The organism is Sphingobium terrigena (assembly GCF_003591655.1).
Taxonomy (GTDB): domain Bacteria; phylum Pseudomonadota; class Alphaproteobacteria; order Sphingomonadales; family Sphingomonadaceae; genus Sphingobium; species Sphingobium terrigena.
Genome location: NZ_QVRA01000058.1, coordinates 1 through 6311, shown reverse-complemented (window position 1 = coordinate 6311; position 6311 = coordinate 1). Strand labels below are relative to the sequence as shown.

Here is a 6311-nt window from a genome sequence, read left to right as displayed (position 1 = left end):
ACGCGACCACCCATAGGGTCCAAATGGACCAAGAGACTTCCGAGCTCATCATGCGTGTCATCGCGCGCGCGCCGCAATGGCTTCGCCACGACCTGTCGTCAAAGGACCTCAACGCCCGTGGACGGGCCGAAGAAACACTCGCCGCCATGATCGTCGATGCGCTGTCGCACGGAACGCCGCTGGAGCCGGAAGGTTAAGCTTCGCGTGGGACCCTCCCATGGAGCATCTGTTTCGATGGGACGCCTTCTCCTCCCTGCCCTGCTTGTCGCCGCTGTTCCGACCGCAGCCTGCGCATCGGACAGCGAGCAGCTGACCATATATTGCGACGGCGGTCGAACCTTCCTTGCCAAGATCAGCCGGGATGGCGCGCTCGTAACGATCGGGAGACGGACGGTCGCGCTCAGGCCACGGGACTCATCGCTTGGGCGACGGTTTGAAGCAACAGGCGCTGCCCTGATCATAGATGGCGAGATGGTCGCTTTGGTACTCGATAACGATATCGATTTTCGAAACTGCCGGGTGAACCCGCCTGGTTCCTAGCTTCGGAACGCCGGATGAACGTCACCAGCCTGATCTCTCCTGTTTCGAGTGCTGGTAAACAGACATCTGCTTCTCTTTGATGGTCCCCGATTCGGAATGCGAACACGGCGAACAGCGACCGAATGATTTGGCGATTTCGATTCGGGCATCGCCCCTCGATTTTCTCTCGCGCTCGATATTTTGTGAACTCACGATCGCGTCGCGAAACGATTCAGGGAATCCATGACGTTGGATCCGTCGGATGCCCCAAGCAGGACCTCGTTCACCCCGAAACATGCGCTCGACTAACTTGACAGTCCGGGGAGTCATGGAGAACAGGAAGGGAACACACTGTTAGACCGATGAGACCAAGGAATGCCCCGCAATGCCATCCTCGAGGATTTGCGTTCGTCGATCGCCCATGTGACGGGCGATGGGCGCCGTCATGGCGTCCATCCTTTCGGCCTTGACGATATCGACGATCATCTGCCCGGAAATGGTCTTGCAACCGGCGCATTGCATGAGGTTCTGGGCTCTCCCGACATTTGCGACGACGCAGCCGCAACGATATTCATCGCAGGCATATTGGCGCGCATGGAAGGCCCGGTTTTCTGGTGTCTGCGCTGGCGCGATTTGTTCACCCCTGCCCTCGACCTTGCAGGCCTTCATCCTGACCGCCTGACCATCGTCGAGCCTGGCGATGACAAGGGCGCGCTGATCGCGATGGAAGATTGCCTGCGCGTGGCTGGCGTCGCCGGCGTTGTGGGCGAGGTCTCAAAGCTCTCGACGACCGCGTCGAAACGGCTTCAGCTTGCTGCCGAAGGGTCCGGGGTGACTGCGTTCATCCTGCGTCGCGCCGCCAAGGCGGACGCACTGATCGAGGGCTCTGCAGCACAGACCCGATGGCGTGTTACGGCATCACCGAGCGCAGATCTGGGCATCCCTGCCCTTGCCCGCCCGCGCTGGTCGGTCGCGCTCGAGCGCGTCCGCGGCGCAGAACCTAAAAGCTGGATAGTGGAGGCCTGCGATGCGCAGGGTCGTCTCGCTCTACCTGCCATACTGGTCGACAGACCGGATCAGCAGGAAGCGTGGCGTATCGCCGTCTGAGGCGAACGCAGCGCCATCCCGGCCGCCGCTTGTCACGGCCATAGAATCGCACGGTCGCAAGCTGATCGCGGCGGTGGACGTGCTTGGCCGCAGCCTTGGCATCACGCCCAGCATGAGCGTCACCAAGGCAAGGACCCTGGTGCCCGATCTTGACGTGCTCGATGCAGACGAAGCGGCCGACGCGCAAGGGCTTGAGCGGCTCGCCTTGTGGGCAGGGCAGCGCTACGCCCCCTTCGTCGCGGTCGATTACCCCGATGGCCTATGGCTCGACATCAGCGGATGCAGCGAACTGTTCGGCGGCGAGGAAGCGCTGGTCAAGGACCTGTTCCGCCGGGTGAACGGCTCGGGCCTTACAGCACAGATCGCTGTTGCTGACACGGCAGGCTGCGCGCATGCGGTCGCGCGCCATGTCCCTGCCGGTCGCCCGGTTATCATTGTTCCTGGAGACCAGAAGAAGGCGGTCGGCCTCCTACCCCTTGCCGCCCTGCGCATCCCGGCAAAAGTGGCAAGCGATCTGCACAAGATGGGCTTCACCCGGATCGAGCAACTCATTGCCGAGCCGCGCGGTCCCATTGCGCGCCGCTACGGACATGAACTCTACCGCCGCCTCGACCAGGCCCTTGGCCATGCGCCAGAGGCGATGGCCCCGATCTTCCCGCCGTCACTGCCCCAGGCGCGCCGCGGGCTTCTTGAACCCATCGGTACGGCCGACGCCATCGCGAAGGTCATCGGCGATCTCACCGACGACATTTGCGCTGCGTTGATGCGGGACGGTACCGGCGCGCGGCGCCTCGACCTCCATTGCGAACGGGTCGATGGCCAATATCAGTCCGTCAGGATCGGGATGGCATCTCCTACAAGGGATGCCCGGCATCTGACAAAGCTCCTGGTTCCCAGGATCGAGCGGATAGATCCAGGCCTTGGGATCGAGACCATGATCCTGATCGCGCCGATCGTCGAACCACTCCGCAGCGCACAGGCTGATCTTGCAGGCGATACGCATCGCGGCCCGGACCTTGGTGCCCTTATCGACGCGCTGGCGAACCGTTTCGGCTATGACCGGCTGTACGGCACGACGCCCTGCTCGTCCGCCATGCCCGAACGCACGGTCAAGCGAACAATGGCGCTGCGCGAGGGTGCGGATCGGCGCTGGAACGCTGTCCTGCCGCGCCCGGGCCGCATGATCGACCCGCCTGAGCCGGTCCAGGTGATCGCGATGATGCCGGACCATCCGCCTGCCCAGTTCGTCTGGCGGGGCAAGCGGCGCAAGGTAGTTCAGGCCGATGGTCCCGAACGCCTCCAGGGCGAATGGTGGCGCGCCAAGGGCCTGGAAGCCGACAGCCCCTATCTCGTGCGCGACTATTTCCAGGTCGAGGTCGAAGGTGGCGGGCGCTACTGGCTGTTCCGCTTGGGCGACGGCCAATGGTCGTCGACCGGACCCATGGCCTGGTTCATCCATGGCGCCTTCGCATGAGCCTTGCCGATCAGCGCTATGTCGAGTTGCAGGCGACGAGCCATTTCAGCTTCCTGCGCGGTGCATCCTCGCCTGAGGAACTGCTGACCGCAGCTGCCATGCTGGGCATGCCTGCCATCGGCATCGTGGATCGCAATAGTCTGGCGGGATTGGTGCGCGCCTGGGACGCTGGCCGTTCGACGGGCGTGCGCGTCATCAACGGCTGCAGGCTGGATCTTTCCTGTGGCACCGGCCTGCTTATCTATCCCACCGATCGCGCAGCCTATGGTCGCCTTTGCCGGCTATTGACGCTCGGCAAATCGCGCGCCGGCAAAGGAAGCTGCGAACTCCATTGGGATGATGTCGCGACATGGAGCGAGGGGCTGATCGCCATCCTTATCCCCAATAGCGATGACGCAAAAACGCAGGCGGACCTCGTCAGCGTCTCATCGATCTTTCAGGAACGCAGCTACCTCGCGCTGACCCTACAGCGGCAACCCGGCGATGCGTTGCGGTTGCGGCGCCTGACACAGATGGCACAGCAGGCGCGCGTCGCGACCGTCGCCACCGGCGATGTCCTCTACCACACGCCCGAGCGCCGGATGCTGCAGGATGTGGTGACCTGCATCCGCGAGAAATGCACGATCGACGATCTGGGCGAGCGACGCGAGCAGATCGCAGACCGGCACCTTAAGGACGCCGACGAGCTGGACCGGCTGTTCGTGCGCTATCTTGGGGACACAGGGCCAGTTCGGCGAAGTGTCGCTATCGCCGAGCAATGCCGCTTTTCCCTTGAAGAGTTGCGCTATCAATATCCCGATGAAATCGGTAAAAGCGGGCGTACACCGCAGCAGGAACTTGAGCGCCTTACCTGGGCAAAAGCCCCTGCCCGCTATCCAGACGGCATCGACGACAAGACAAGGGCCCAGCTGGAGCATGAGCTGCGTCTCATCGCCCAGCTTGATTACGCACCCTATTTTCTGACGGTCCACGCGATCGTCGATTTTGCGCGCTCGAAAGACATTTTGTGCCAGGGCCGGGGATCGGCCGCGAACTCGGCGGTCTGCTACTGCCTTGGCATCACCTCGATCGATCCGGTGCGCACCGAACTGCTGTTCGAACGGTTCGTGAGCGCCGAGCGACGCGAGCCGCCCGATATCGATGTCGATTTCGAGCATGAGCGGCGCGAGGAGGTGATCCAATGGATCTACGAGACCTATGGCCGCAACCATAGTGCGTTGACTGCCGTGATCTCCCGCTTCCGTACCAAAGGCGCGATCCGTGAGGTCGGCAAGGCGCTTTGCCTGTCGACCGATGTCACCGACGCGCTGTCAGGACAGGTCTGGGGCTGGAGCCGCGAGGGTGTGCAAGACCGCCATGTCGCCGAGCTCAATCTTGATATGACCGATCGCCGCCTTGCCCTCACGCTGGAGCTGTCGCGTCTGCTCATGGATACGCCGCGCCATTCCTCGCAGCATCCCGGCGGCTTCGTGCTGACCCGCGACCGGCTCGACGAGTTGGTGCCGATCGAACCTGCCCGCATGGATGATCGCCAGATCATCGAATGGGACAAGGATGATATCGACCTTATGGGGTTTATGAAGGTCGATGTGCTGGCATTAGGCATGCTCAGCTGCATGCGACGCGGCTTCGATCTCCTGCGCGAGGAGAAGGACATCCACCTCGACCTAGCCACGATACCGGCCGAAGACCCGGCAACCTATGCGATGATCCGCAAGGCTGACACGCTTGGCGTCTTCCAGATCGAAAGCCGGGCGCAGATGGCGATGCTGCCCCGTATCAAGCCAAGGACATTCTATGACCTGGTCGTCGAGGTCGCCATCGTTCGGCCCGGCCCCATCCAGGGCGACATGGTCCACCCATATCTAAGGCGCCGCGAAGGCAAGGAAAAGGTCAGCTATCCCAGGCCGGAGCTGCGCCGGGTCCTTGAAAAGACGCTCGGCGTCCCGCTCTTTCAGGAGCAGGCGATGCGGGTCGCCATTGAGTGTGCCGGGTTCACCGCCAGCGAGGCGGACCTTTTGCGGCGGGCGATGGCGACGTTCAAGCTGACCGGCGGGGTCAGCCATTTTCGCGACAAGCTCATCGGCGGCATGGTCGAACGCGGCTATGAGCAGGCTTTTGCCGAACAGACCTTCAAGCAGATCGAAGGCTTTGGCTCCTATGGCTTCCCCGAAAGCCATGCCGCAAGCTTCGCGCTCATCGTCTATGCCTCCTCCTGGCTTAAATGCCATCATCCAGATGTCTTCTGTGCGGCGTTGTTGAACGCCCAGCCCATGGGCTTTTATGCACCAGCCCAAATCGTCCGCGACGCACGCGAACATGGCGTTGAGGTCCGCCCGGTCGATGTGAACCATAGTCGCTGGGACTGCACGCTTGAAGTGGGGAACCGGCGGTACAAGGCCGTGCGCCTTGGGCTGCGTATGGTCCGCGATCTTGCCAATCCGGACGGCGCGGCGATCGTCTCGGCCCGCGGCGCAGAGCCCTATGCTTCAGTGGAAGAAATCCAGCGCAGAGCCGGCGTGGGTGCTGGTGCGCTCGATCGGATCGGCGATGCTGATGGCTTCGGCTCGCTCCGGCACAGCCGTCGCACTGGCCTGTGGGATGTGAAAGGGTTGCGCGACAGCCCCCTGCCCCTTTTTGCCGCAGCAGACGAGCGCGAGGGGAAGCTCCGCGCCGAAGCGGTCGAACCCGAGGTCGCGCTCTCGCCGATGGCGGAAGGCCAGGAGGTAGTGGAAGACTATCGCAGCTTCGCGCTATCGCTCCGCGCCCATCCGGTAACCTTTCTCAGGGAGGATTTGGCAGCGAGGAAGATGGTCCCGTGCGCGGCGCTTTCTGACATCCGCGATGGTCGCTGGGTCAATCTTGCAGGGATCATCATGGTGCGGCAGCGGCCCGGCTCTGCCAAGGGTATCATGTTCATCACCATCGAGGACGAGACCGGGATCGCAAATCTTGTAGTGTGGACCAAAGTGTTCGAGGCCAATCGCGGCACTGTCCTTGGCGCATCCATGCTCGGCGTGCGCGGTCAGGTCCAGAAAGAAGGCGAGGTCATTCACGTCATTGCCCAACGGCTCGAAAATCTGTCTGGATTACTGGCAAGCGTGGGCGAACGGAGCGATCTTTCCAACGTCTTCCGCCCGGCGCGCGGCGATGGCGCGAAGAGTGGCGGCGGACCTGATCCCCGGGACCCGGACAGCAAATTGCTCGGTCG

The 6311-nt window shown here is 62.7% G+C and carries 4 protein-coding genes; all 4 read left to right on the top strand.

All coding sequences use genetic code 11. The annotated features are described in order from the left end of the window. Window positions 1-197 (top strand): DUF6771 family protein (locus D0Z70_RS25130; protein ID WP_220475709.1); only part of this gene is annotated, 197 nt, incomplete at its 5' end. A 697-nt stretch (window positions 198-894) separates the two neighbouring features. Next, window positions 895-1626: an ImuA family protein gene (locus tag D0Z70_RS24010; protein WP_043150375.1), complete on the top strand. Its 732-nt coding sequence runs from the start codon at window positions 895-897 to the stop codon at window positions 1624-1626. Next, entirely contained in the window at window positions 1547-3100 is a 1554-nt protein-coding gene (locus D0Z70_RS24005) for a Y-family DNA polymerase (RefSeq protein WP_081764063.1), read from the top strand. The genes D0Z70_RS24010 and D0Z70_RS24005 overlap by 80 nt, the downstream gene beginning before the upstream one ends. Next, window positions 3097-6311: error-prone DNA polymerase (locus D0Z70_RS24000; protein WP_119750712.1), on the top strand; the 3215-nt coding region annotated here is incomplete at its 3' end. The genes D0Z70_RS24005 and D0Z70_RS24000, both read left to right, overlap by 4 nt.

Bases quoted from the DNA above. Each gene is read 5' to 3' on its own strand.
- D0Z70_RS24010 (WP_043150375.1), top strand. From the start codon at position 895: ATGCCCCGCAATGCCATCCTCGAGGATTTGCGTTCGTCGATCGCCCAT.
- D0Z70_RS24005 (WP_081764063.1), top strand. From the start codon at position 1,547: ATGCGCAGGGTCGTCTCGCTCTACCTGCCATACTGGTCGACAGACCGG.